This is a genomic window from Arcobacter thermotolerans, from assembly GCF_983172305.1.
Genome location: NZ_CFAFZJ010000001.1, coordinates 57338 through 81118 on the forward strand (window position 1 = coordinate 57338; position 23781 = coordinate 81118).

General features: G+C 28.5%; 26 protein-coding genes. 7 read left to right on the forward strand and 19 right to left on the reverse strand.

Annotated features, from left to right (window positions below; all coding sequences use genetic code 11):
• The first annotated feature begins 55 nt into the window (after positions 1-55).
• From AC5LG6_RS00335 to AC5LG6_RS00360, 6 genes are all read left to right on the forward strand, one after another.
• The gene (locus AC5LG6_RS00335; protein WP_066221872.1) at positions 56-649 is read left to right on the forward strand and encodes a paraquat-inducible protein A; all 594 of its coding nucleotides are present in this window, start codon (positions 56-58) and stop codon (positions 647-649) included.
• Positions 650-1240, forward strand: a complete 591-nt coding sequence (locus tag AC5LG6_RS00340) for a paraquat-inducible protein A (RefSeq protein WP_066221870.1) — start codon at positions 650-652, stop codon at positions 1238-1240.
• On the forward strand, positions 1224-3875 hold the full coding sequence (locus tag AC5LG6_RS00345; RefSeq protein ID WP_498585407.1) for an MlaD family protein: 2652 nt from the start codon (positions 1224-1226) through the stop codon (positions 3873-3875). The genes AC5LG6_RS00340 and AC5LG6_RS00345 overlap by 17 nt, the downstream gene beginning before the upstream one ends.
• Before the next feature lie 83 nt (positions 3876-3958).
• The gene (locus AC5LG6_RS00350) at positions 3959-5386 is read left to right on the forward strand and encodes a catalase (RefSeq protein ID WP_498585408.1); all 1428 of its coding nucleotides are present in this window, start codon (positions 3959-3961) and stop codon (positions 5384-5386) included.
• 9 nt (positions 5387-5395) lie between these two features.
• Positions 5396-5878, forward strand: a complete 483-nt coding sequence (locus tag AC5LG6_RS00355; RefSeq protein ID WP_498585409.1) for an ankyrin repeat domain-containing protein — start codon at positions 5396-5398, stop codon at positions 5876-5878.
• An 88-nt stretch (positions 5879-5966) separates the two neighbouring features.
• Positions 5967-6407, forward strand: a complete 441-nt coding sequence (locus AC5LG6_RS00360) for a DoxX family protein (protein WP_066157591.1) — start codon at positions 5967-5969, stop codon at positions 6405-6407.
• Between the two features lie 55 nt (positions 6408-6462).
• Here AC5LG6_RS00360 and AC5LG6_RS00365 read toward each other — a convergent pair whose 3' ends face one another.
• The 5 genes from AC5LG6_RS00365 to AC5LG6_RS00385 form a co-directional block, all read right to left on the reverse strand.
• A complete protein-coding gene (locus tag AC5LG6_RS00365) occupies positions 6463-7029 on the reverse strand; it encodes a superoxide dismutase (RefSeq protein WP_066404626.1) in 567 nt (188 codons plus the stop codon).
• Between the two features lie 92 nt (positions 7030-7121).
• The gene (locus tag AC5LG6_RS00370) at positions 7122-8426 is read right to left on the reverse strand and encodes a 2-isopropylmalate synthase (RefSeq protein WP_498585410.1); all 1305 of its coding nucleotides are present in this window, start codon (positions 8424-8426) and stop codon (positions 7122-7124) included.
• A 180-nt stretch (positions 8427-8606) separates the two neighbouring features.
• On the reverse strand, positions 8607-9392 hold the full coding sequence (locus tag AC5LG6_RS00375) for a helix-turn-helix domain-containing protein (RefSeq protein ID WP_498585411.1): 786 nt from the start codon (positions 9390-9392) through the stop codon (positions 8607-8609).
• 47 nt (positions 9393-9439) lie between these two features.
• Positions 9440-10645, reverse strand: a complete 1206-nt coding sequence (locus AC5LG6_RS00380) for a mechanosensitive ion channel family protein (RefSeq protein WP_187471591.1) — start codon at positions 10643-10645, stop codon at positions 9440-9442.
• A 49-nt stretch (positions 10646-10694) separates the two neighbouring features.
• Entirely contained in the window at positions 10695-11615 is a 921-nt protein-coding gene (locus AC5LG6_RS00385; RefSeq protein ID WP_498585412.1) for a manganese-dependent inorganic pyrophosphatase, read from the reverse strand.
• A gap of 146 nt (positions 11616-11761) precedes the next feature.
• Between AC5LG6_RS00385 and AC5LG6_RS00390 the strand changes: the two genes are divergently transcribed.
• Complete coding sequence (locus tag AC5LG6_RS00390) at positions 11762-12181, forward strand: YchJ family protein (RefSeq protein ID WP_498585413.1); 420 nt, start codon at positions 11762-11764, stop codon at positions 12179-12181.
• 23 nt (positions 12182-12204) lie between these two features.
• On the opposite strand, the gene AC5LG6_RS00395 is transcribed toward AC5LG6_RS00390, so the two are convergent.
• The 14 genes from AC5LG6_RS00395 to atpG all read right to left on the reverse strand — a co-directional run bounded on the left by AC5LG6_RS00395 (position 12205) and on the right by atpG (position 23772).
• Complete coding sequence (locus AC5LG6_RS00395) at positions 12205-12705, reverse strand: asparaginase domain-containing protein (RefSeq protein ID WP_498585414.1); 501 nt, start codon at positions 12703-12705, stop codon at positions 12205-12207.
• The gene (gene aspA, locus AC5LG6_RS00400) at positions 12692-14098 is read right to left on the reverse strand and encodes an aspartate ammonia-lyase (protein ID WP_066221843.1); all 1407 of its coding nucleotides are present in this window, start codon (positions 14096-14098) and stop codon (positions 12692-12694) included. The genes AC5LG6_RS00395 and aspA overlap by 14 nt, the downstream gene beginning before the upstream one ends.
• 61 nt (positions 14099-14159) lie before the next feature.
• Entirely contained in the window at positions 14160-14858 is a 699-nt protein-coding gene (locus AC5LG6_RS00405) for a 5'-methylthioadenosine/adenosylhomocysteine nucleosidase (protein WP_066221840.1), read from the reverse strand.
• Entirely contained in the window at positions 14851-15780 is a 930-nt protein-coding gene (gene fabD, locus AC5LG6_RS00410) for an ACP S-malonyltransferase (protein ID WP_498585415.1), read from the reverse strand. The genes AC5LG6_RS00405 and fabD overlap by 8 nt, the downstream gene beginning before the upstream one ends.
• An 85-nt stretch (positions 15781-15865) precedes the next feature.
• Positions 15866-16459, reverse strand: a complete 594-nt coding sequence (locus AC5LG6_RS00415; RefSeq protein ID WP_141053569.1) for an FKBP-type peptidyl-prolyl cis-trans isomerase — start codon at positions 16457-16459, stop codon at positions 15866-15868.
• 11 nt (positions 16460-16470) lie between these two features.
• Positions 16471-17409 (reverse strand): tetratricopeptide repeat protein, encoded by a 939-nt coding sequence (locus tag AC5LG6_RS00420; protein WP_498585416.1) that lies wholly within the window; start codon positions 17407-17409, stop codon positions 16471-16473.
• Between the two features lie 5 nt (positions 17410-17414).
• Positions 17415-17936, reverse strand: a complete 522-nt coding sequence (locus AC5LG6_RS00425; protein WP_066157633.1) for an OmpA family protein — start codon at positions 17934-17936, stop codon at positions 17415-17417.
• Positions 17937-18115: 179 nt separating this feature from the next.
• Positions 18116-19381: a Tol-Pal system protein TolB gene (gene tolB / locus AC5LG6_RS00430; RefSeq protein WP_066404656.1), complete on the reverse strand. Its 1266-nt coding sequence runs from the start codon at positions 19379-19381 to the stop codon at positions 18116-18118.
• A gap of 3 nt (positions 19382-19384) precedes the next feature.
• On the reverse strand, positions 19385-20038 hold the full coding sequence (locus AC5LG6_RS00435; protein ID WP_181404067.1) for an energy transducer TonB: 654 nt from the start codon (positions 20036-20038) through the stop codon (positions 19385-19387).
• A gap of 77 nt (positions 20039-20115) precedes the next feature.
• Entirely contained in the window at positions 20116-20505 is a 390-nt protein-coding gene (locus AC5LG6_RS00440) for a biopolymer transporter ExbD (protein WP_066167713.1), read from the reverse strand.
• 3 nt (positions 20506-20508) lie between these two features.
• Entirely contained in the window at positions 20509-21069 is a 561-nt protein-coding gene (locus AC5LG6_RS00445) for a MotA/TolQ/ExbB proton channel family protein (protein WP_066167717.1), read from the reverse strand.
• A gap of 6 nt (positions 21070-21075) precedes the next feature.
• Positions 21076-21453, reverse strand: a complete 378-nt coding sequence (gene atpC / locus AC5LG6_RS00450) for an ATP synthase F1 subunit epsilon (protein ID WP_434252576.1) — start codon at positions 21451-21453, stop codon at positions 21076-21078.
• 18 nt (positions 21454-21471) lie between these two features.
• Positions 21472-22866 (reverse strand): F0F1 ATP synthase subunit beta, encoded by a 1395-nt coding sequence (gene atpD, locus AC5LG6_RS00455; protein WP_066167720.1) that lies wholly within the window; start codon positions 22864-22866, stop codon positions 21472-21474.
• 21 nt (positions 22867-22887) lie between these two features.
• Complete coding sequence (gene atpG / locus AC5LG6_RS00460; protein WP_066167723.1) at positions 22888-23772, reverse strand: ATP synthase F1 subunit gamma; 885 nt, start codon at positions 23770-23772, stop codon at positions 22888-22890.
• Between the last annotated feature and the right edge of the window lie 9 nt (positions 23773-23781).

A 23781-nucleotide genomic window follows, 5' to 3' on the forward strand; every position in this document is an offset into this window, starting at 1 on the left:
CTCTTTATTAAATAGTTTGTATGATAAAATACAAAATTATATTTTAAAGGTTTTTATGCAAGATTTAACAAACATAGTTGAGTGTTATAGCTGTGGATTATTTGTACAAAAAAGTGATTCTTCAAAATTTACTCAACGATGTCCTAGATGTGATAGTAAATTAAAAGAGGAAAACAGTCACTCAATTGATTCACTATTTTTTGCAATATCTAGTTTGATGTTATTTTTAATTTTAAGTTTATACCCTATTTTAAGCCTAAACTTAAATGCTCAAAGTTTAGATGCAAATATTTTAAAAACTGTATATGTATTGTTTGAACAAGATTTTTATATAGTCTCTTTTTTAGTTCTATTTACAATTATTTTAGCTCCCGTTTTAAACTCAATTATAATAATTTTAGTATTTTTTCAAGTAAAATTTAAAAAAGAGATTTTTAAAAAATCACTTCTATATGACTCTTACTATTTTTTTAAAAATTGGGGGTTTATGGAAGTTTTTATTGTAAGCCTAATTGTTACTTATATAAAACTTATTGGAATGGTTAGCAATACAAAATTTGATATAGGTTTTTATGTTTTACTTGGGTATATTTTTTGTTTTATTATGTCTCATTTAAGATTTGATGCATCTGTTATTTTGGATGATTAAATGGTTTTGATTTCTTGCAAAAACTGTAAAAAAGTATATAAAAAAGAGAATTATGACTCTTTTTTATGTAATAGATGCAACCATATGGTAAAAAAAAGAGTTGAAAACTCTTTACAAATATCACTAGCTTTGACAATCTGTGCAATGCTTTTGTATATTCCAGCAATGGTTTATCCAATGATGGTAGTAACACAATTTGGTGTAAATTTAGAAAGTACAATTATTGAAGGAATTATTAGCTTTTTAGAGCATGGAAGTTATTTTATAGCATTTGTAATATTTATAGCAAGTGTTGCTATTCCAATAGTAAAACTATTTGCCCTATTTTTTATATTTTTATCTTTAAAAATAAATGTAAAAATGACAAATAAAACAAAGATTCTGATATATAAATACATTGAAGCAATTGGAAAATGGTCGATGATAGATATTTATGTAGTGGCTTTAATGGCTTCAATAGTTCAATTAGATGAGTTATTTAATATAAAAGGTGGAGTTGCTGCAACATCTTTTTCTTTAATGGTAATAATTACAATATTTGCAGCACATAGATTTGATACAAGGATAATTTGGGATGAAAAAAGAGATTAGTGAAAATATAAATGAGCCAGTTGTGTATTTAGCAAAAGAGAAAAAAAGTAATAGAATATCTCCTGTTTGGATACTTCCACTTATAATTTTGGGAATTCTTGCATTTATTGCTTATGATACATACTCTAAAAAAGGGACAAATATTGTTGTATATTTCAAAAGTGCTGAAGGTTTAAAAGAGAATGTTACAACTTTGGAGTACAAAGGTTTAGCCTTAGGAAAAGTTACAAAAATATCTATGCATGATGATTTAAAAAATGTTGCTGTTAATATTTTAGTAAATAGCGATGTTGCAGAGTATGTTGCAAATGAAGGTTCAAAATTTTGGATAAAAAAACCAACTGTATCTTTGACAAAAATTTCAGGACTTAGTACTCTAATAAGCGGTTATAAAATAGAGTTATCTCCAAATTTTAAAATAGAAAATGCAAAACCACAATGGTATTTTACAGGTCTTGATTCTGCTCCAGATGATGAATTTGAAGAGAATGGTTATTATATATCTTTATTAATGAATGACAAAGATAATGTAGATGTTGGGACTCCAATTTTTTATAATAAATACCAAATAGGTGAAATTGTTTCAAAAGAGTTTAAAAATGAACAACTTTATGCAAGTGCATATATTTATGATAAGTATAATTACTTAGTAAATAAAAGTTCAAAATTTATAATGAATGAGGCATTAAAAGTAAATTATGGTGCTAGTGGTTTAAATATTGAAGTTAGCTCACTATATTCAGCCTTAGTTGGTGGAATTACAGTTGTAACAAGTATAAAAGATGATTCGAAAATTGAAAAAAATGAGATTTATACTCTTTTTTCTTCAAAAGATGATTTAAGAAAAAAAGTTCATTTTACTATTGATTTTAATGAAGGAAAAATAGATGAAAATACTTCAATACTATACAAAGGTATTGAAATAGGTAAAGTATCAAATGTAAAAATAGAAGATGATATATTAGCTACAAAAGCTTATATTTATGAAGAGTATAAATATCTTCTTACAAAAAATAGTCGTTTTGTTATTGAAGAACCAACTATATCATTTGATGGTATAAAAAATTTAGGAAATATAATAAAAGGAAATTACCTATCTTTAGATTATCAAGAAGGAGAATTTTCTGATAAATTTTTTGGTATTTCTAAAAAAGATTTAAAAAAGAGTTTAAATGCTATAAAAATTGATTTAATTTCAGATAATTTAAACTCTATAAATGAAAGATCAAAAATATATTACAAAAATATAGAAATAGGAAGAGTTGAATCTTATAGATTAAGTGATGATTATAAAAATGTAAAAATTTCTATATTAATAGATGATAAATATAAAGATTTAATAAATAATAGTAGTAAATTTTATGATATGAGTTCAAAAATTTTAGAGATAAAAAATTTTGATATGAATATAAATTATAGTGGCATAGAGAAAACTTTAAATGGAGGAATAGCTCTTGTATCAAATTTAGACAATACAAAACTTACAAAAAAAGAGTTTGAACTATTTTCTAGTTATAAAGATATTCAAAAAGAAAAAAGAGATAAAAGTAATGGTTTTATAGTTTATTCGCAGTTTGATAATAGTTTTGTTTTAAAAGAAGATATGGCAATAGTTTATAAAAACCAAGAGATAGGGTTTGTGAAAAATATAAAATTTAATGATAAGGTTTCAAAAGTTGAACTTTTTGTTTATGAAGATTTTAGAAAATTTATCACAAATACAAGTAGATTTTATAAAAAACCAAAGCTTGAATTAAATGCTAGTTTAAGTGGCATAATTTTTGAATTAGATAGTTTTTCATCACTAATAGAAGGTTCAATAGAACTTGATAATAGCTCGAACACTCCACTTGGAAATAGAGTTTTATATTCAAGCTTTGAGGAGATGCAACTAGCAACAAATATGGTAACTATTATTTTTGATGATGTTGAGGGACTTCAAGAGAATTTTTCAAAAATTGTTTACAAAGGTGCAAATATTGGAAAAGTTAAAAAAATATCTCTTAACAAAAATCAAAAAGTTGAAGTAGAAGCAATAATTGAAAAAGATTTTAAAGAGTTTGCAAAAGAGGGAACAATTTTTTATCTAAAAAAACCAAGAATATCTTTTCAAGAGATTGCAAATGCAGGTTCAACTATTATGGCTGTAAATATTGGTGTAATTAAAAGTGATAGTATTAAAAATGGTTTACCACAAACTGGTTTTAATGGTTTAGATAAAGAACCATCAGTTAATTCACATTTTGGAGCAATAATAAGAGTAGAGGATAAAACAGCATCTAGTGTAAATGTTGATTCGCCTGTTTATTATAAAAATGTGCAAATAGGAAAAGTTTTAAAAGTTGATTTAAGTAGTGATGCTTCAAGAGTTATAATTGATTGTTTAATATATGATAAATATAAAAAATTTATAAGAAAGAACTCTCAATTTTATGATATTAGTGGTTTTGAAATGGAATTTTCTCTTTTTACTGGTTCAAAAGTTGAATCAAATACATTTACAAGTATTATAAAAGGTGGTTTAGTAGTTGTTACCCCTTATGTCTATAATGAAGTTGCAAGTTCAAATGATATTTTTACTTTACATAAAACATTAAGAGAAGATTGGAAAACAATAAGTCCTACTATTAAGTAAGATTTAAAGATGGTTTAAGTTATAAAAAAATAGAATACCTGACCAAAGGAAAAAAATTTTCCTTTAATCTAAGGAGGCTATACATGAAAAAAACAATGACAACAACAGGCGGAAATCCAATAGCTGATAACCAAAACTCTTTAACAGCAGGTGAAAGAGGTCCTGTTTTATTACAAGATTATCAATTAATTCAAAAATTAGCACATCAAAATAGAGAACGAATTCCAGAAAGAGTAGTTCACGCAAAAGGAAGTGGAGCTTTTGGAGTTCTTGAAATAACAGAAGATATTTCAAAATATACAAAAGCAAAAGTTTTACAAAAAGGTGAGAAAACAAAACTACTTTTAAGATTTTCAACAGTTGCAGGTGAGAGAGGTGCTGCGGATGCTGAAAGAGATGTAAGAGGTTTTGCACTTAAATTTTATACAAAAGAGGGTAACTGGGATTTAGTTGGGAATAATACTCCAGTATTTTTCGTACGAGATGCTTATAAATTCCCTGATTTTATTCATACTCAAAAAAGAGATCCTCAAACAAATCTAAGAAGTAATACTGCAATGTGGGATTTTTGGAGTTTAAGCCCAGAGAGTTTACACCAAGTTACAATTCTAATGTCAGATAGAGGATTGCCTAAATCATATAGAAATGTAAATGGTTATGGTTCTCATACATATAGTTTAATAAACTCAAAAAATGAGAGATTTTGGGTTAAATTTCACTTCAAAACTCTTCAAGGAATAGAGACTTTAACAAATAAAGAGGCAGAAGCAATAGTTGGAAAAGATAGAGAATCAAATCAAAGAGATTTGTTTGAAAATATTGAAAAAGGAAACTTCCCAAAATGGAGTTTTGAGATCCAAATTATGAGTGAAGAAGAAGCAAAAAAATGTTCATTTAATCCGTTTGATTTAACTAAAGTTTGGCCTCATGGTGATTATCCAATGATTAAAGTTGGTACTATGACTTTAAATGAAAATCCAAAAAATTACTTCCAACAAGTTGAACAAGCTTCATTTAGCCCATCAAATATAGTTCCTGGAATCTCTTATTCTCCTGATAAGATGCTACAAGCAAGAATTTTCTCATATCCAGATGCTCAAAGATATAGAGTTGGAACACACTATGAGATGTTACCTGTAAATAGACCAATAGTTGAGGTAAATACATATAATCTTGATGGAAGTATGAATTTTGATATAAAAGAGCCTACAAAGGCATTTTATGAGCCAAATAGCTTTGATGGACCAGTTGAAGATAAAAGTTATTTAGAGCCAGATTTAGTTGTTGGAGATATTGCAAAAAGATATGACCATAGAGTTGGAAATGATGATTTTTCTCAACCAAGAGCACTATTTTTACTTATGAATAGTAGTCAAAAAGAGCAACTATTTTCAAATATAAAAGATGCAATGGCTGGTGTACCAAGAGATATTGTTGATAGACAAATTGCACTTTTTGAAAAAGTACATCCTGATTATGCAGCTGGTGTTAAAAAAGCTTTAGGAATATAAGGTTTTTATATGGAAGTTTCACAAGAAGAGTTAAAGCGATATGAAGAGCTACAAATTTTAGCACTTGATTTTGCAAGAGTTGGTAAAACGCAAGATTTAAAAGCTATGCTTGAGGCTGGAATGAGTGTTAATCTAACAGATCACAAAGGCAATACTCTTTTGATGTTAGCTTCATATAATGGAAATTTTGAAACTACTAAAATGCTATTAGAATATAAAGCAGAAGTAGATAAAAAGAATGATAGAGGACAAACACCACTTGCTGGTGTTTGTTTCAAAGGCTATTTTGATATTGTAAAAATTTTAGTTGAAGCTGGTGCAAATATTAATGAAAATAGTGGAATGGGTACAACCGCTATAACATTTGCTTCAATGTTTGGACATACAAAAATTGTTGAATATCTAAACAAACAAGATAAAAATAGAAGTTTTAAATCAAAAATATATCTACTTTTATCAAAATTTATATCTCTATTTAAAAAGGATAAATAATATCCGTTTTATAAATTTTATTACTAATTAGTAATTAGCTTAAGAATAAACTAGCTACAATTCTAAAAATTTTTTTAAAGGATTAATTATGAAGAGTTGTGAAAATAAACTATCTTGTATGCTAAATGAAGATATAGGAAAACTAATTTTAAGAGTAAGTATAGCAGGACTTATGCTATTTCATGGATTTTTTAAGTTATTTAATGGAATAGATGGGATTAAATACTTGGTTACTCAAGCTGGATTACCAGAGTTTTTTGCTTATGGTGTATATTTAGGAGAAATTCTATTTCCTATTTTAATAATCATTGGATTATTTACTAGAATTTCATCTTTATTTTTTGCTTTAACAATGGTTTTTGCTATATTCTTAGCTCATAGCAATGATATTTTTGCTTTGGGAAAAACTGGTGGACCTGTTATAGAGTTAGCTTTAATTTATCTTTTGACTTCTATTTCTATTATGTTTATTGGAGCTGGTAAATTTAGTCTTGATGCTAAATGTTCAAAAAAGTGTAGTAAAGAATAACTTAAAATAATATTTTAATTTTATATAAAAAAGTATGGAAAAATCCATACTTTTTTTATGCTAAATGTTTAGCTACAACATCCCAGTTTACAAGTTTCCAGAAATTTTCTAAGAATTTTGGTCTTGCATTTCTTGTATCAATATAATATGCATGTTCCCATACATCACATGTTAAAACAGGTTTTAAACCATCAGTGATAGGACATCCAGCATTTGAAGTTGTAACAATTTTTAAATCACCTTTATCAAGAACTAGCCAAGCCCATCCTGAACCAAATTGTCCAATAGCTTTAGCTGTAAACTCCTCTTTAAATTTATCAACACTTCCAAAAGCTTTTGTTAAAGCTGATTCAACAGATGCTGGAATTGCACCTTGAGTTGGAGTTAGACCATTAAAAAAGAAATCATGGTTGAATACTTGAGCAGCATTATTAAACAATCCACCTTCAGAATTTTTTACAATATCCTCAAGACTCATTTCTTCAAATTTTGTACCAGCAATTAAGTTATTTAAATTTGTAACATAAGTGTTATGGTGCTTTCCGTGATGATACTCCAACGTCTCATCTGACATAAGTGGAGCTAAACTTGCATATGGTAATTTCATTAATTCGTGTTTCATATAATATCCTTTATTTAAATTTTAAAACGTTATAGCATACAATTTTTTTAATTTGCTTTGACTTAAAAATATTAGTTACAAAAAGCTTCATTTTATTTACTTAGATAATTTTTATAAATCTCTATTATCTCATCTTTTTTCAACTCTCTTTTTAATCTATCAGATTCTTCTTTTATCACTAAACCAAATTTTATAGCTTCATCTTTGTTCATATTTACACCTAAAAATTCACTTATTATAAAACTTGCTCCTCCTTTTCCTGATTGAGAGTTTACACGTATTACTTTTTCATACCCTCTTTTTATATCTTTTGGGTCAATTGGTAAATATGGTACATTCCAACTTTGGCTATTTGTTTGTCTATAAAAATCTATTCCTTTTTTTATAGCATCTTGATGTCCACCACTAAAAGCAGTAAATATCATATCACCTACATATGGATGTCTTGGATGCACCAAAATTTGTGTTTTTTCTTCATACATAGCTTTTACCTCATCAATTATTGATAAATCAAGTTTTGGGTCAATTCCTTGTGAATAGATATTAAAAGCAAAATTTATTATGTCTAAGTTCCCTGCTCTTTCACCATTTCCAAACAATGTTCCCTCGATCTTGTCTGCTCCTGCAAGTACAGCTAACTCAGCACTTGCTACTGAAGTTCCTCTATCATTGTGAGGATGAACACTGATTATCAAAGCTTCTCGATTGTGTAAATTCTTACACATCCACTCTATTCTATCTGCATAAACATTTGCTGTACAAGCTTCAAGAGTATTTGGTAAGTTTATTATCATCTTATTTTCAACTGTAGGTTTTACCACATTTATAACTTCATTACAAATCTTTACAGCAAACTCTAAAGTAGTTTGAGAAAAGCTTTCTGGTGAATATTGATAAGTTACTTTTCCTTTAAAATCTTTTGTTAGTTCAACTAAATATTGCATAGCTTCAATAGCCATTTGAATTATCTCATCATCACTTTTTTGAAAAACAACTCTTCTTTGAAACTCATTTGTTGGATTGTATAAATGAAAAATCCCATTTTTTACTTCACTCATAGCTTCTACACTTTTTTTAATCCACTCTCTTTTTGCAGGAATTAAAATCTGAATAGCCACATCATCTGGCACTAAATCCTCTTCGATTAATTTTCTAGTAAAGTTAAAATCTGTTTGACTAGCACTTGGATAACTAACCTCTATTTGTTTAAAGCCCATTTTTACCAAAGCTTTAAAATACTCCAATTTTTGCTCAACCGTTAAAGGATTTATCAAAGCTTGATTTCCATCTCTTAAATCTACACTACAATAAATTGGTGCGTGTGTTATAGTTTTATCTGCCCACTCTCTTTTAAAATTTTGTACATTTGGATATTGTTGATATTTTTTGAAACTCATGGTTTACTCCGTTATAATTTTTATTTTTTGATTTGTTTTTTATATTTTTAAGTATCAGAAAGTTTTGAGGCAGAGGAGAGAAAAAGAGATAATTTGTTTTATAATATTTACATCCATGATAAACTCCTTTTTAAATTTTGCAAATTATAACTTTTACAAAAAATAAAATCTTGTACAAAATTAACATTTTGAAAAAATATTTTTTTGATACTCTTTTGGTGTAATTTGAAATATTCTTTTAAAACTTCTATTTAAGTGGCTTTGGTCAAAAAAACCACTATTTTGTGCTATTTGAGAAATAGAAATATTTGAAGTCAATAACTCTTTTGCAAGATGAACTTTTTTATTTAAAATATACGAATGAATTGGAAGTCCAAACTCTTTTTTAAATACTCGTATTAGATGAACAACTGTTAAATCAAACTTCAAAGCTAACTCATCTAAAATAAACTCTTCAAGATAATTTTCATCTAAATATTTTTTTATATTCATTGCTAAAGTCGATTCTTCTTTATAGTTTTGTTCTGTTTGTTCAAAAGAGAAAAATGCAAGACAAAATAGATAAAGGTTTTCTTCTTTTTCTATCAAAGATATTTTACTATCAAGTAAACAATCACATAATTTTATAAAACTTTTATAGATATTTTTATTTTTGATTAACTCAAAAGCTGATGAGAAATTAAAATCTAAATTCTTTAGATAATCTTTTTTCAAGTATAAAACATATCCATCTTTTGATTTTTCATTTGTTGTTGCACTATGTGGAACTTGACTATTTATGATGGCTATTTTATTTGGTTTTAGTTCAATAAAAGTATCATTAAAAATAAGATTTAATGAACCTTTTTTTATTGCAGTGATTGTAAGTTCTTCGTGTAAATGCATCTTTACACAATCTTTTATATCTTCTACATATCGTAACTCTATAAAGTCTAGTTTTGGGTTTTTAAATATGTAACTTTTCATTTTTTAAACTTTAATATATAATTGAAAATATTTTCAATTATATATTTTTATCCATATTGATATGGTTTTATATCAAATTCTTGTAAAACAGAATAGATATGATCAAAAATATCTGATTGTATATTTTCATAATCAGCCCAAACTGTTGTAGAAGTAAAGCAATATATCTCAAGTGGAATTCCATATTCATCAGGTGCTAATTGTCTAACCATTATTGTCATATCTTTATTTATATTTGGATGATTTTTTAAATATGTCAAAATATACGCTCTTAATGTTCCAATATTTGTAAGTCTTCGTCCATTCATTGCAACACTTAAATCAAATTTATTTGATTCGTTATAATTTTTTATCTCATTTTTTTTCTCTTGTAAATAAGGCGCTAAAAGATTCGCTTTTTCAAGCCTTTTTATATCTTCTTCACTTAAGAATTTAATACTATGTATATCAATTTTTATAGCTCTTTTTATTCTTCTTCCACCTGATTCTCGCATACCTCTATAATTTTTAAAACTATCTGAAACCAAAGCATAAGTTGGAATAGTTGTAATTGTTTTATCAAAGTTTCGCACCTTTACAACATTTAATCCAATATCAATAACATCTCCATCTGCCCCATATTTTGGCATCTCTATCCAATCTCCAATTTGTACCATCTTATTTGTACTTAGTTGAAGACCTGCTGTAAATCCCAAGATTGTATCTTTGAAAACCAACATAAGAACTGCTGACATAGCTCCCAAACCACTAAGTATGGCAACTGGTGATTTATCAGCCAAAATAGCTATTATATAAATAAGTGCAATTATTCCAAAAATAAGTTTTATACTTTGAATAATCGTTCTCATAGCAAAAAATTGAACTTCTGTTGCAGCATGAAGAGTTTTAAATGTTTTATCTATCAAAGAGTATATTGCCAAAAGTCCAAAAATTGTTATCCAAACCAAAGAGATGGTTAAAAGTGTCTCATAAATCGCACCTTTTTCAACCCAAATAGTTGCTTGCCAATATACAACCAATCCTTGAAAAACAAGAGCTAATCTTTGAAATAAATTCTCTTCAAGCAAAGATGTAGTAATAATATTTCTCTTTTTCAAATCAAGTTTTTTGATAGCTTTTAAGATAATTTTATGTAAAACTAGGTGGATTACTATAGAAGTAATTGCAATAATAAGTAAAATAGAGATACTCATTGCAATTAAATTTGGCTCTATTCCTATATCTTTTAAAAATTCTATTAAATATTTTTTCATTTTTTTCTCCTAAGGAATTAAGATATAAAAGCCAAAAGGCTTTTATATCTTAAGCAAACGCAGGCTCTAAGAAAGGAATGATCTGTTTTTTTCTACTTAAACAACCATCTAACCAAACTTTTCCATTTTCAAGTTTACAGTTAAATGCTTTTTCAAAAATTGATGTATCATTTGATACAACCAATACTTCACTTCCCTCTTTCATAATATCAGTTAATAAAAGTGCAACTGTATGAAGATTTTGTTCATCTTTAACTTTTTTTATATCTTCCAATAAATCATCTTTGATTTTATCAAATACAGAACCATCTACAACTTCAAGTTGCCCTACTCCTACTTTAAATCCATGCATATCAAAGTTTTTGTAATCTCTCATAACTAAATCTCTAACTGGTGTACCTTCAACTTCAGATTTAACTTTAAACATCTCCATACCAAGTGCACCAAAATCTTCAATTCCACAAATTTTTGATAACTCTTTAACAACTTGAATATCAAGAGCAGTACAAGTTGGTGATTTAAAAATTACTGTATCACTTAAAATTGCACACATCATAATAGCAGCAATATTTGCAGGAATTTCAACTTTATGATAATCATACATCTCTTTTACAATAGTATTTGTACAACCAACTGGTCTAATCCAACACTCTAGTGGAGCTGAAGTTGTAATATCACCTAGTTTGTGATGATCAACAATTCCAACAACTGTTGTTTTATCTAAATCTTGTGGAGCTTGAGCGATATCTGAATAATCTGTAATAAAAAGCTCATCACCTGCAAATGAAGTTTTTAAAACTGGCGCTTCAAATCCAAACTTATCTAAAATAAATTTTGTCTCTGGATTTAACTCACCTTGTCGTGCAGGTATTGCAGCTCTTCCAATTTTATTTAATAGATATGCTAAAGAGATAGCCGAACAAACTGAATCAGAATCTGGAATAATATGTCCACATGTATATAATGCCATAGGTTGTATCCTTTTTTTTATATTTTTTAATTTTAAGGCTAGATTTTATCTAAAAAGAGGTAAATTTCTTTTAAAATTAGATTCTTAATAAATTTAAACAGCTTTGTTTAAATATTACTCTTATATAAAGATTAAAAAGGATTATTTTGAAACTTAGTGTAAACTCTATTTGTCCTTGCGGAAGTTTAAAAAAATATAAAAAATGTTGTAAAATTTTTCATGATAATATAAAAAAACCTTCAAACGCTTTAGAGCTTATGAAATCAAGATTTAGTGCTTTTGCTTTTTGTAAAAGTGATTATATTATAAAAACAACTCATCAAAAAAACTGCGATTTTTCTTTAAATACCTCATCTTGGAAAGAAGATATTGAACTATTTTGCAAAAATACTAGTTTTGAAAATCTAGAGATTTTAGATTTTATAGATAGTGAAATTGAAAGCTTTGTAACATTTAAAGCTACTTTGTTTCAAAATAAAAAAGATATCTCTTTTATAGAAAAAAGTAGATTTTTAAAAGAGAGTAATATTTGGCTTTATGTAGATGGAGAGTTTTTAAATAGCTAAAATTAGAGAAATTTTTAATATATTTATTTCTCTAAAAATTTTCCTAGCTCTCTATTTTTTATAAGTTTTTTATAGTTTTTTACACTTCCATGCATTGATATATAAATACCATTTTCACAATTTGAGTTAAGAAAACCAATTGCTTGTGAAAAATTTAGAGTTGCTTCTACTTTATTTATAGAGATTGGAAGCATAGCTCCTGTTAAAACTATATTTCTGTTTTTTATTCTTTCATCTAAATATTTTGCCGTTAAATCTATTGTATCAGTTCCATGAACTATAATAATATTTTGATTTTTACAATTTTTTATAGTTCTTACTATAAGTTCTCTATCAACATCACTCATCTCTAAACTATCTTTAGAGATGATATTTAAAACATCAAAATCTATGTTATAGCAGTAACTTATAATCTCATCTAAGGCTAAACTATCTTTTGGAACCTCAAGCTCTCCAGTTATAGGATTGTACCTTTTATTAAAGGTACCTCCTGTATTTATAACTGTGATTTTAGATTTTATCATAGTTATGAACCATATTTTTTGGTTGAAGAAGTTCTTCTAACTCCTCTTTTGTAAATAGTTTTTGCTCCAACAAAATATCATAAACTCTTTTTCCAGTTCTTAAAGCCTCTTTTGCAACAGCAGAGCTTTTTTCATATCCCAAAATCGGATTTAAAGAAGTTACCAAAGTTGCAGAGTTTAAAACATTATTCATACAAACTTCAGGATTTGCTGTAATTCCTTTGATACACTTTTCAGCTAAACTTTCAAATGCTCTTCTCATCATATTTATAGAGATAAATAGTTTATATGCAATTATTGGCTCAAACACATTTAGTTGAAGTTGTCCATGCTCACTTGCCATTGATATTGTAACATCAGCTCCAATTACGTCAAAAGCAACTTGATTTACAACTTCAGGCATAACTGGATTTACTTTTCCAGGCATTATTGAACTTCCAGGTTGCATTGGAGGAAGATTTATCTCATTTAAACCTGCACGTGGACCACTACTTAAAAGTCTTAAATCATTACAAATTTTTGATACTTTTATAGCAATTGATTTAAATCTTCCAGAGATATGTACAAAAGTACTTGTATCTTGAGTTGCTTCAATCATATCTCTTGCCATATAATAATCTGTTTTTGTAACATCTTGTAAATGTTTAATTACAAGTTTTTGATACTCTGGTTTTGTATTTATTCCAGTTCCAATAGCTGTTGCCCCAAGATTTACCTCTTTTAGAAGTTCTTGAGCTTTTGAAAGCCTATTTATATCATCATCAATCATTGTTGCATAAGTTTTAAACTCTTGCCCCAAAGTCATTGGAACTGCATCTTGAAGTTGAGTTCTTCCCATTTTTAAAATATCTTTAAATTCAACAGCTTTTCCATAAAAAGCATCTCGTAATATTTTTAGACTATCTTGTAATTTAAAAATTAGTTCATAAAGTGTAATTTTAATTGCAGTTGGGTATGCATCATTTGTAGATTGACTCATATTTACATGGTTATTTGGATGAATAATATTGTATGAACCTTTTTGTTCTCCTAAAATTTCCAAAGCTATATTTGCGATAACTTCATTTGCATTCATATTTGTAGATGTACCAGCTCCTCCTTGAATTGGGTCAACTATAAATTGATCATGAAATTCACCTGCGATAATTTTATCACAAGCTTTAACAATTGCATCTTTTTGGATTTGTGTTAAATCTCCCAACTCAAAGTTTGTTAAAGCACAAGCTTTTTTAACTTTCGCAAGAGAGATAATAAAATTTGGAAAAAGGTTTATTCCAATTGTAGTAATATTAAAATTTTCTTTTGCTCTTAGAGTTTGGATTCCATAATATTTATCAAACTCTATCTCTTTTTCACCTAAAAAATCTTTCTCAATTCTGTGTAGTTTTTCCATATAAAATCCTTTAAAAATTTTAAAAGAAGTATAGAATAATCCTACACAAAATAGTATTAAACTATTTTTTAATCAACTCATCTACGATTTTTACTAAATAGTTACTTGATATTTTTGCACTGCTATTTAAAAACTCATCAAAATCAAAATTTGCTTCACCATTAGCACTATCACTAATAGCTCTTAAAATAAAAAAAGGAACATTTAATGAATCACAAACAACAGCAACACTAGCACCTTCCATCTCTAAAGCATCAGCATTAAAAGTTTTTTCAATAAACTCTTTTCTCTCATTTGAATGAACAAATTGATCACCAGTTGCAATAACTCCCTCAATAACTTTTAAGTTCTCAGTAACTGCTACTTTTTTTGCTATTTCCAAAAGTTCTTTAGAACTATCAACAAAAACTTTTCCACCTGGAACAAAACCATTAGGATGTCCAAAAGCTGTTATATCCAAATCATGTTGGCAAAGTTTTGTAGCAACTATCATATCACCAATATTTAGTTTTGGATTTATTGCTCCTGCAACACCTGAGAAAAGTAGAGTATCACAAGAGAATTTTTGAATTAAAGTGCTTGCTGTTAAACTTGCAAATACTTTTCCAATTTTAGAGTGTGCAATTACAATATCAAAACCTTTATAATTTACCTCATAATACTTATTATCTGCATACTCAATAGTTTTATAATCTTTAAAGAACTCTAAAAGAGGATCAATTTCTTCTTGCATAGCTCCCATAATTGCTAATTTAGTCATTTAAAACCTCTATTGTTTCATTTAAAGTTTTCATATCAGATACATTTAAAGTTGGTTTTTCAGAGCTTTTTTTATTTAAACCTTTTAAAACAGCACCATTTCCAAATTCAATATATAAATCAACTTTACTATCATGCGCTTTGATTGATTGTTTATATTTCACAGGACTAATTAGTTGAGAAGATAATAGTTCAATTGCCTCATCTTTAGTATTATAAACTTCAGCACTTACATTTGAAATAACATCTAAAAATTCATCATTTAGGTACTCAAGTAAATAAGGTTTTAGATTTTCAACAGCACTTTGAAGTAGTTCACAATGACTTGCAACACTCATATCTAAAACTAATGCTCTTTTTGCACCAGCAGCTTTAAAAGTATCAACTAAAGACTCTAAATCAGCCTTTAAACCTGCAAGTACAAGTTGCCCATCCATATTGTAGTTAGCTGGCCAAACTTTTTTTCCAGCTTCTCTTTGCTCTTTACACATAGCTTCAACTTTTTCGTCATCTAAACCTAATAGTGCCATCATTCCAGCACCACCACCACTGCAAGCTTCCGTCATAAAAGTACCTCTTTTATTTACAAGCTCAATTGCATCTAAATAATGAATTGCACCAGCAGCAACTAAAGCTGAGAATTCTCCTAATGAGTGGCCTAAAACAAACTCTGGTTCTATATTACATTTTTCTTTAAAAACTGCAAGAGCAATTGAACTAACTAGTAAAATAGCAGGTTGAGTGAACTCAGTTTTTCCTAGATTTTCGTTCTCTTCAAATAGAAGTTTTTCAAAATCTATATTTAATCTTTCACTTGCTTTTTTTATCATCTCTTTTGCAGTATCACTATTTTCAAAAAAATCTCTTCCCATACCAATCGTTTGACTTCCTTGTCCAGGGAATATAAAAGCAACTTTTTTCATTTTAACCTCTTGTTTTAAAATTAAATTGCCCAAATGTATCACTACACTTGGGCAATTTTATAGTTTATTTATTTATAAAAATAAATTAGTGGCAACCACATCCACCGTGTCCACCACCAGTTCCACAACCACCACCATGGCTATGTCCGTGATCGTGATCATCATGGTCATGTCCAGTTCCACAACCACCTCCTCCACAGCATCCACCACCCATAGCAGCAAATCCACCAACAACACCTGATTGAATCTCTTCTTCTGTTGCATCTCTTAAGCTTAATATTGCAACTGAAAACATTAAAGTTCTTCCAGCCATTGGATGATTATAATCAATTGTTACACTTGTATCATCAAAAGATTTTACAACTACTTGAATAGTCTCTCCATGCTCACCTTGACCATAAAGACTCATTCCTTCACTTAACTCAATTCCAGCAAATTGCTCTTTTGGTAAAGTTTGAACTGCTTCCTCATTATACTCACCATAACCATCTTTAGGCTCAACTAAAACATCAGCCTCTTCATTTGCAGACATATTTACAAGTTTATCTTCTAAACCTTTTATTATTTGACCTTTTCCTGAAACAAACTCTAACGGCGCTTGTCCAACATTTGTATCTAGTTGTTCACCAGTTTTTGCATCTTTTAGTGTATATTCTATTCCAATTACTTTATTTGACATTTTAATTCCTTTTATAATTTATTTAAATTTGTTTTAGCGGTTTTAGCTTCTTGACTATTTGGATAAAGTTCTATTAAAGTACTATAAAAGTTTTTAGCATTTTCTTTATCTTTAGTATTTTCAAATGAAATAGCACTATTTAGCAATAATGTTGGCATATAAGAAGCTTTATCATTAAGCATTGCAGACTTTTTAAAGTAAACGATAGCTTGATCATATTTTTTTCTTTTAAATAACATATCACCTAAATAGTAGTTATTTTCAGAAGGCTTATAGTTTATTTCAATTAGTTTTTCAAACTTTGGAATAGCACTATTGTAAATTTTTGCATCATAATCTTTTTTGGCATCTGCCATAAATTTTATTTTATCATCTGCAGTCTTAAGCTCAACAGAACTAATATTTGAAGTAGTTGCATCAACTAATTTTTCTTTTGATTCAACTGTTGTTTTAGCAGTACCTTGTGGAGTTTTAATTCCCATAGCTTTTTTAACTGCTTCAAACTCTTCTCTAGTAATAAATTGTTGCATATTTTTTTCTAATTCTGTCGATGAAACATATTCTGCATTTATTTTATTAACCATAGTTGTTAATTTTGTAAGAGCTGCTTTTAAACTATTTAAATCTGATTGATTTACATTTGACGCTTGCTCGTTAGAAGCTAAATCTGAAGATTGATTTAATTTTAAAGATAAATCATTTAATTTTTTTGAATCACCTTCATATGTAGACTCTAAGCCCTCTAATCTACCATTAATAGATTTTACTAAACTATTAATTTCTTCAAGTTTAGAAGATAAATTACTTATATTTGATTGATTTTTTAGTATATGTTTTTCAGTTGCAGATAATCCATATGAGCTATCTTGGTTAGATGCTCCATAAACCGAAACCTCTTCGGCTACGGTTAATGAAGTTATTACGAATAATAAAGGTATAATTTTTTTCATAAAAATTATTTTTCTAATTCGTGCTCAACTCTTCTGTTTTCTGCCCAACACTCTTTAGTTTTTTCAGTACAAACTGGATTACTCTCACCTAAAGATACCATTGTAACATTAGTTTTTACACCATTTGCTACTAAAACATCTTTAACAGAATTTGCTCTTTTTAAACCTAAAGCATAATTGTACTCATCGCTTCCCCATTCGTCAGTGTTTCCGAATACTTTAATTGTAGTATCAGAAGAAACTTGTGAAAGTTTAGAAGCATTGCTTACAGCCTTGTCTTTATTAGCAGGTGTTAAATTGTATTTATCAAAATCAAAATAAACATGCTCAATTAAAACTCTTTGACCATTAATCATATAATAGTTTCCATTACCAGCTCTTTCTAAAAGAGTACCATCTTGGATTGGTGCCTCAACAGATGAGCTATCTGGTGCTACAACATCATTTACATCAGCATTTTTTTCGCTACAACCTGTAGTAAATAGTAAAGCCGAAACTAAAACTGAATAAAGACCTAACTTTTTCATTATTTTTCCTTAAAATAAAATTTTCAAGAAATAGTACTAAAGTGAAACTTAATTATTGTTTATATTTTTTGTCTTTTTTATAATATTTTATATGATTTGAATCTTTTTTTAATAAAAAAAGTAAATTTAAAAGAGATTTGATATTTTAGGGCATATAGCCCTAAAATGTTTTTGAAATTTTACCAGTCAATTGACTGAATTCTTTTTCCTGCCAATGGGAATAAAAACGATTTATTGTGCTCTAATCTAATGATACCAACAGAACTAGTTCCATCAGTTTTTATAAATAAAACACTTTGTCCATCACTAGAAAATTTCGGAAACTGATTTACACCACTTGAAGTTAATCTTTTTAAACTGTCTGATTTTGTTGAGATAAGATATAGATTAAAACTTTTACCTAACTCATTACTTGCATCTTTACTACTAAAAATTACATTATTTCCACTTGAAGTAACTGATGAGTTGTTGTTGCTATGAAAAACTAATCTTTCAACACCACTTGATCCAATAGTTTGAGCAAAAATATTTGGATTTCCTAATCTATCTGATACAAAAACTATTTTACTATCATTTTCAACAAATTGTCCACCAACATCAATTCCACTATAAGTTGTTATCTGTTTTTTTGCTCTTGTTCTTGTATCATACAAAAATACATCTGGTTGACCTGTTGGAGAAGCTGTTACTAAAAGTTTCGTTCCATCCGCATTTACATCTGAACAAGCCAACATTCCATCAGAATCCATAATTACATCTTTACTTCTATTATATATATTTAACTTAACCAAAGTTGGTTTTTTGTAGTTATAAGATGTATAGTAAATAGTTTTTTGCTCTTTATCTGCCCATTTTGGAAATATATTAAGACCACCGCTTACAACTCTTTTTTTATAAGTTAAAGTATAATCACCTATCATAATATCAGCTTTTCCTGGACCTTCATAAACTGAAAACACTACAAATCTATCCATCCAAGATATACTAGGAGCTTTAAAATGGTCATTTATAGAAATAGCTGCTTTATGTGCTAAAAAAACAAATCTCTCCTCAAGTGAAGTTGTATAATTTTTTTCCAAAACCAAAGCTCTTGAATTTATATCATACAACTTTGTCATTAAAGTATAGTTACCATTTCCATCTTTTTTTGCTGAAAGATTTACAAATAAATTTACACCTTGATTTGATAAACCTAAAATATCTGGTAAACTATCATAAGTTGATACAGATGAAACATTTGCAACTTCAAAGTGTCCACTTACATTGAAATCATCTATAAGTGCCTTTTTTATCTTGCTTAAAGTCTCTTTTTCTAAACTATCACTAGCAATTGAAACACCAACTTTTGGTAAAACCATACCTTTTTTAACAATATCTAAGTGACCATCAACTTCTGCAAAAACAGAGCTAATAAATATAGCTATTAATAAAAATATTTTTTTCATTTTTTATCCTTCAAATTTAAAATCAACTGAGTATCTAACACCTTTTCCATTTGGTGGAATTGGATATGGAACTCCTCTTTGCGTATCTAAATATGATTTTAGAGCCTCATTATAACCCTCATCACTAGATGCTTTTTGTATTTTATAATCAAATTTTCCATTTTCATCAACCATTATTATTACTTTTGCTAAAACTTTTGTATCTTGAGATATTGGAGCACCAGCTTGTAAAATTTCATAAATTTTACTTGCATAATCATCACTTTTATCTCCTTTTGCAGAGCTTTTAAGCTTTGAATCTGTTGCTGTTTTTTCATCTTCTAATAATTTATCAATTTTTATGTTTGATGATTTTTTCTCTTTTTCAAATTTAGACTTAAATCTTTTAGGATCAATAGATTTTTCAACATTATTAACCTCTTCTTTTACAACTTTATTAGATGTCTCTTTAACATTTGCAAATAAAGATTTTAAGTCTGGTTTTTTTTCATTTGAAGCTGAAGTAGATTTTTCAACAACTTCTTCTTTTACAATCTTTTCTGTTTTTCTTTCAACCATTTTTTTCTCTGCTATCTCTTCTATCATATCAAGTTCTATGGTAGTTGAGCTTGGAGTTATGTTAATACTCTCCTTGATTGGAGAAAATATATAGTACATAACTAAAAAACATATTGAAAAATATATAAAAAATGCAATAATACCGGAAATAATAAATGAAGAATTATTTTGCATTTTTATCCATCTGTTACTAAAGCAACTTTGAAGAAACCAGCTTCTTTAACTGATTTTAGAACATATACAATATCATCATATTTCAAGCTTTTGTCTGCTCTTATATGTATTGGAGTATTTTGATCTTTACCTTTTGAAAAGAGCAAAAAGTTATCTGCAAAATTTGATATTTCAACCTTATTTTTATTTAAAGTAACAATTCTATCTTTTGTAATAATAATATCAATTTTAGCAACATCTTGAGATTGTTGAGATTTACTTCCTGTTGGAAGATTTATAGGTTCTTCAAACTCAATAACAGGTGCTGTAACCATTAAAATTGCAAGAAGTACAAGCATAATATCAACCAACGGTGTAATATTTAAATCTGGTTTTTGATTAAAATCAAACAATTTTTACCCTTTAGCTACTATTATTTCAGATTGAGCTTTTAAATAGATATTTAATTCATATATTTTTCTTGAAATAATTTGGTGGAATGTATAAGCAAATATTGCAACAAAAATACCTGCAGCAGTTGCTACTAATGCTTCACTAATAGCTGGAGCTATAATTGAAAACGCAACTTTTGATTGATTTGCAAATTTTGCAAATGACTCTAATATTCCAACAACTGTTCCAAAAAGACCTATAAATGGAGAAGTTGATGAGATAATAGCTAACCAAGATACACCATTACTTGCATCTTTTATAATATTTATCTCACAAGCATGTAAAATTTCTTTTGAAGCAGTTCCATTTGAACACTGTGTTAAAAGTGAAAGTGGAGAAAATTTTGATTGGCTTGTTGTTAAAATTTCTAAAGATCTTTTTTCATTTGCTATTAATCGGTTTAATGCATTATTTCTATAAAAGAAAATCCAAAAAACAACTATCGTATAAACTGACAATAGCGCTAAAACTATATAAGTTATAGCGCTACTATTTGCCAAATAATTTAGTAATGTAGAAATCATATATTTTTATGCAAATGAATTAATTTTTGCTTCAACTGCAGCCATAGATACTTTAGAATCTTTAACTGAGTTTACCAACTCTTTTGCAGCTTCAAGATTTTTTGAAATTTCTGAATCTTTTCCGCCTGTTAATGCAATAGCTCCATCAACTAATACATCAACTGATTTTTCATCTACCTTAACATGTCCCCAGTTAATAGCAACAGCTTCAGTAGAATCTATTTTTTCAATAACAATTACACCAACACTAAGAGTTGATAATAATGATGAGTGTCCAGGTAAAACACCAAACTCTCCCTCTTTTCCAGGGAGAGTTACAGTTTTAACATCACCATTAAATATGCTACCAGTTGGAGTAACTATTGATAATTTAATTGTATCCATACTATAACCCTTTATGGTTTATTTCATTTTCTCAGCTTTTGCTAAAACCTCATCAATTCCACCAACCATATAGAATGCCATTTCAGGGATATGGTCATATTTACCATCTAAAATTCCTTGGAATCCTGCTATTGTATCTTTCAACTCAACATATTTTCCAGGACTTCCTGTAAATACTTCAGCAACGAAGAATGGTTGTGATAAGAATCTTTCAATTTTTCTTGCACGTGCAACTACAAGTTTATCAGCTTCTGATAATTCGTCCATACCAAGAATTGCAATAATATCTTGTAAATCTTTATATTTTTGAAGAACCGATTGAACACCTCTTGCAGTGTTATAGTGTTCTTGTCCAATAATATCTGCACTTAAGATTCTTGATGTTGAATCTAGTGGATCAACTGCTGGATAAATACCTTTTTCTGCAATTTTTCTATTTAAAACTGTAGTTGCATCTAAGTGAGCAAAAACAGAAGCTGGTGCTGGATCGGTTAAGTCATCCGCTGGAACGTAAACAGCTTGAACTGAAGTAATAGAACCTTTAGAAGTTGAAGTAATTCTCTCTTGTAATTTACCCATTTCGCTTGCAAGTGTTGGTTGGTATCCAACAGCTGAAGGAATTCTTCCTAAAAGTGCTGACATTTCAGAACCTGATTGTGCAAATCTAAAGATATTATCAACGAACATAAGAACATCTAGTCCTTTTTCATCTCTAAAATATTCAGCCATTGTAAGACCTGTAAGTGCAATTCTATTTCTAGCACCTGGTGGTTCACTCATTTGACCATAGCACAGTGCAACTTTATCAAGAACGTTTGAATCTTTCATCTCATGATAAAGGTCATTTCCTTCTCTTGTTCTTTCACCAACTCCAGCAAATACAGAGTATCCAGAGTGTTTAAATGCAACGTTATGGATTAATTCCATAATAATAACTGTTTTTCCAACTCCAGCACCACCAAATAGTCCAACTTTTCCACCTTTTGAATATGGTGCTAAAAGGTCAACAACTTTGATACCTGTTTCAAACATCTCTGTTTTTGTTGATTGCTCTTCAAAAGCAGGAGCAGATCTATGAATAGACCATCTTTCAACATCTGCAGGAATAGGAGCACCTTCATCAACTGGATCACCAATAACGTTAAAAATTCTTCCTAAAACCGCTTCACCAACTGGAACTTTAATAGGTCCACCAGTAGCTATACACTCCTGACCTCTTATTAATCCGTCTGTCATATCCATAGCGATAGCTCTAACTCTTCCATCACCAATATGCGCTGCTACTTCTAATACTAATCTATCTTTACCTGATGCAATACCAGATACATCAATAGCTTCGTTAATTTCTGGTAAGTATCCATCGAACTCTACGTCAACGACTGGACCCATTACCTGAATAATTTTACCTTTCATATAGGGCTTCTCCTTATTAAATTATTTTAATGCTTCAACACCACTAATAATCTCTATTAGCTCTGTTGTAATTGCTGCTTGTCTAGCTTTATTGTATTCAACTGTTAAACTATTTACTTTCTCTTTTGCATTTTTACTTGCAGCTTCCATAGCCTGCATTCTAGCACTGTGTTCAGCTGCTAATGAGTCTATAAGTGCATAATACATATTGAAATCAATATATTTATCAGTTAACTCTTTTAAAACTTCATCATCATCATCCGGTTCTATATTTAGCATAGAAGTAGTTTCACTTATTTCAACTTTTTCTAAACTAACTGGCAATATCTCTTTTACTCTAATTTCTTGAGTTAGCATATTTAAAAAACCATTATAAACAATTATTACTTTATCAGTAAGCTCATTTTTAAAATCTTCAACAGCAAGTTTTATGTAATTAGATGCTTTTTCATAAGTTGGAGCTGATGATAACTCAACAGCTTTTTGCTCAAGAGTAGCACCTTGAAATGAGAAGAATTCAACTCCTTTTTTTCCAGCAGCTCTTAATCTTACTTTTGCACCTTTTGCTTCGTATTCATTTATTAACTTACTAACAGTTTTAATTGTTGCCACATTAAAACCACCACAAAGTCCTTTATCGGCAGTTACAAAAACAATATCAACTGTTTTTGGAGTTGAGTTTTGAATAAATGCTCTACCAATATTTCCATCATCTTGAACTTTGCTAACTCGTGTTGCAATATCAGAAAGTACTTCATTTATCTTATTTGCATAACTTCTTGATTGCTCAGACAATTGTCTAGTTCTCGTAAGTTTTGCAGAAGATACAAGCTTCATAGCTTTTGTAGTTTTCTGAGTATTTTTAACACTATTTATTTTTATTTTTATCTCTTTTAAGTTAGCCATAGACTAGTC

Coding starts and splice junctions, on each gene's coding strand:
- AC5LG6_RS00335 (WP_066221872.1), top strand. CDS start 56: ATGCAAGATTTAACAAACATAGTTGAGTGTTATAGCTGTGGATTATTT.
- AC5LG6_RS00340 (WP_066221870.1), top strand. CDS start 650: ATGGTTTTGATTTCTTGCAAAAACTGTAAAAAAGTATATAAAAAAGAG.
- AC5LG6_RS00345 (WP_498585407.1), top strand. CDS start 1,224: ATGAAAAAAGAGATTAGTGAAAATATAAATGAGCCAGTTGTGTATTTA.
- AC5LG6_RS00350 (WP_498585408.1), top strand. CDS start 3,959: ATGAAAAAAACAATGACAACAACAGGCGGAAATCCAATAGCTGATAAC.
- AC5LG6_RS00355 (WP_498585409.1), top strand. CDS start 5,396: ATGGAAGTTTCACAAGAAGAGTTAAAGCGATATGAAGAGCTACAAATT.
- AC5LG6_RS00360 (WP_066157591.1), top strand. CDS start 5,967: ATGAAGAGTTGTGAAAATAAACTATCTTGTATGCTAAATGAAGATATA.
- AC5LG6_RS00365 (WP_066404626.1), bottom strand. CDS start 7,029: ATGAAACACGAATTAATGAAATTACCATATGCAAGTTTAGCTCCACTT.
- AC5LG6_RS00370 (WP_498585410.1), bottom strand. CDS start 8,426: ATGAGTTTCAAAAAATATCAACAATATCCAAATGTACAAAATTTTAAA.
- AC5LG6_RS00375 (WP_498585411.1), bottom strand. CDS start 9,392: ATGAAAAGTTACATATTTAAAAACCCAAAACTAGACTTTATAGAGTTA.
- AC5LG6_RS00380 (WP_187471591.1), bottom strand. CDS start 10,645: ATGAAAAAATATTTAATAGAATTTTTAAAAGATATAGGAATAGAGCCA.
- AC5LG6_RS00385 (WP_498585412.1), bottom strand. CDS start 11,615: ATGGCATTATATACATGTGGACATATTATTCCAGATTCTGATTCAGTT.
- AC5LG6_RS00395 (WP_498585414.1), bottom strand. CDS start 12,705: ATGATAAAATCTAAAATCACAGTTATAAATACAGGAGGTACCTTTAAT.
- aspA (WP_066221843.1), bottom strand. CDS start 14,098: ATGGAAAAACTACACAGAATTGAGAAAGATTTTTTAGGTGAAAAAGAG.
- AC5LG6_RS00405 (WP_066221840.1), bottom strand. CDS start 14,858: ATGACTAAATTAGCAATTATGGGAGCTATGCAAGAAGAAATTGATCCT.
- fabD (WP_498585415.1), bottom strand. CDS start 15,780: ATGAAAAAAGTTGCTTTTATATTCCCTGGACAAGGAAGTCAAACGATT.
- AC5LG6_RS00415 (WP_141053569.1), bottom strand. CDS start 16,459: ATGTCAAATAAAGTAATTGGAATAGAATATACACTAAAAGATGCAAAA.
- AC5LG6_RS00420 (WP_498585416.1), bottom strand. CDS start 17,409: ATGAAAAAAATTATACCTTTATTATTCGTAATAACTTCATTAACCGTA.
- AC5LG6_RS00425 (WP_066157633.1), bottom strand. CDS start 17,936: ATGAAAAAGTTAGGTCTTTATTCAGTTTTAGTTTCGGCTTTACTATTT.
- tolB (WP_066404656.1), bottom strand. CDS start 19,381: ATGAAAAAAATATTTTTATTAATAGCTATATTTATTAGCTCTGTTTTT.
- AC5LG6_RS00435 (WP_181404067.1), bottom strand. CDS start 20,038: ATGTACTATATATTTTCTCCAATCAAGGAGAGTATTAACATAACTCCA.
- AC5LG6_RS00445 (WP_066167717.1), bottom strand. CDS start 21,069: ATGATTTCTACATTACTAAATTATTTGGCAAATAGTAGCGCTATAACT.
- atpC (WP_434252576.1), bottom strand. CDS start 21,453: ATGGATACAATTAAATTATCAATAGTTACTCCAACTGGTAGCATATTT.
- atpD (WP_066167720.1), bottom strand. CDS start 22,866: ATGAAAGGTAAAATTATTCAGGTAATGGGTCCAGTCGTTGACGTAGAG.
- atpG (WP_066167723.1), bottom strand. CDS start 23,772: ATGGCTAACTTAAAAGAGATAAAAATAAAAATAAATAGTGTTAAAAAT.